The sequence below is a fragment of the Natrialba sp. INN-245 genome (assembly GCF_009807105.1).
Taxonomy (GTDB): domain Archaea; phylum Halobacteriota; class Halobacteria; order Halobacteriales; family Natrialbaceae; genus Natrarchaeobius; species Natrarchaeobius swarupiae.
The window spans coordinates 1-1,626 of the sequence record NZ_WUBV01000056.1 but is presented as its reverse complement, the minus strand read 5'-3'; the positions used below and the strand labels follow the sequence as shown (position 1 = coordinate 1,626).

Annotated in this window: 1 protein-coding gene; it reads right to left on the bottom strand. The window is 57.2% G+C overall.

What is annotated here, in order from left to right; genetic code table 11:
- Nucleotides 1-8: 8 nt before the first annotated feature.
- Nucleotides 9-1,466, bottom strand: coding sequence for an IS66 family transposase (locus GRS80_RS15135; RefSeq protein WP_343161603.1), 1,458 nt, complete (start codon nucleotides 1,464-1,466; stop codon nucleotides 9-11).
- Between the last annotated feature and the right edge of the window lie 160 nt (nucleotides 1,467-1,626).

Genomic DNA, 1,626 nt, shown 5'->3' with positions numbered 1-1,626 from the left:
GTATGAGTTTACCCCGAAGTCTCGACAGCCGGCACAGCGTGAGCCCGTGAGATCATCTCATTGTTGTTGACGACTCGGCGAAGTTCTTCGTAGGGATTGCGTCCCTGCTGGCGCCATGTCGCCAGCAGGGACAAGATCGTCTCGTGAACGAACATACCACGATCGTTACGGAGTGTCCCAATGATTTTCCGGAGAACGACTGGTTCACGAAGTGCGTTCTCAGCTGTGTTGTTCGTCGGGGAGACCGCTGGCTCACCGACGAAGGTGAGCCAGTGGTCGATCCCCCCTTCGATCTTCCCGAGTAGTGTTGCCACTGCTTCGTCGTCAACTGACCGCTCAACGAGCGATCTAAGCCCGTTCTGGCACGATCGGTGCATCTGTGCTCTCTCACGAGGACTCGGGTCGGTCTCCAGCCACGACTGGAGACCGACAAACATCTGTTTGAGATACCGGTGAACCGGCTCTGCCTCCTCGTGGTCATTAGCAGCGTCTTCGGCTTCCCGGAGAAGATGTGCCCAGCACCGCTGTAAATTACTGCTGAACGCTGGATACGCCGTCCACCCATCGCAGATGACCGTTCCCGCGAAGTCCTCGCCGAGGACTTCCGCGGGAACATCACTCCCACGACTCTCTCTAACGGCGTATAGCGTGTGTTCGCTCGTTCGAAACGTCCAGATCCACGCTTGTTCACCCTCACGTTTGATACCGGTTTCGTCGACGTGAACGATCTCTGCTTGCTGAATCTGTCTTCGAATCTGTTCGTATTCGCAGCGACCGGCGCGCGCAGCGCGCTCGGTCGCGTGCCACGCGGACGCGCCTGAAAGTTCTAACCCGTGCAGTTGCTCGAAACGATCAGCTATTTTCCGGTAGGGAAGGCGGTGATCGTACCGAGAAAGTGCTGCTTGAGAGATGACGTTCACCCCGAACTGCCCCTCATCGGGGCAGTCGGGGTGTGTAGCAACGGCTTCTGTTCCACAAGAGTCGCACTGGTAGCAGTGGCGGTTGTACTGGGTGACTTCAGGAGGCTGCGGATCAGGAACCTCCTCGACGAGTCGGGGGCTGACGCCCACCGACTCGTCGAAGTGGTCGCCACACTCGGGACAACAGTCACGGGTGACTTCGATCTCTTTGTCGGGGTCAGCTGTTACACGCCACTCTGGATCATGACCGTCCTTCCGTCCGGGAGTGCCGCCGTCGGTTCGAACATTCTCGTCTTCATCGTCCTGCGAGGTCGGGGACTCGTCAGTCCCCGACCGTCGCTTACTGGGCGGTGTATGCGGATTTTCGTATTTGCGAAGACGTGTTTCAAGGTCTTCTATCCGCTCGTCCTTCTGGTCAAGTTGCTCTTGCAGCTGATCGATTTTCTTGTCCTTCCGCTTGTTCTCTTGCTCAAGTTCTTCGATCCGCTGCTCAAGCTGAAGCAACCGAGAAAGGAGCTCTTCTTTGGTGAAATCGTCTGCGTTCACAGACCCCACCAACCAGTTATGGCAGCAGAGGCAACGGGATGGGCTCCGCTGCGGAGCCCATCCCTGAGAGCCGTATCCGATGTCTGCTGCCTGTTCATATCGCGTCCGTTGAACGCTTCCTACGAGACAGTACCGAAATCAGATCGGGCTAAACACATAC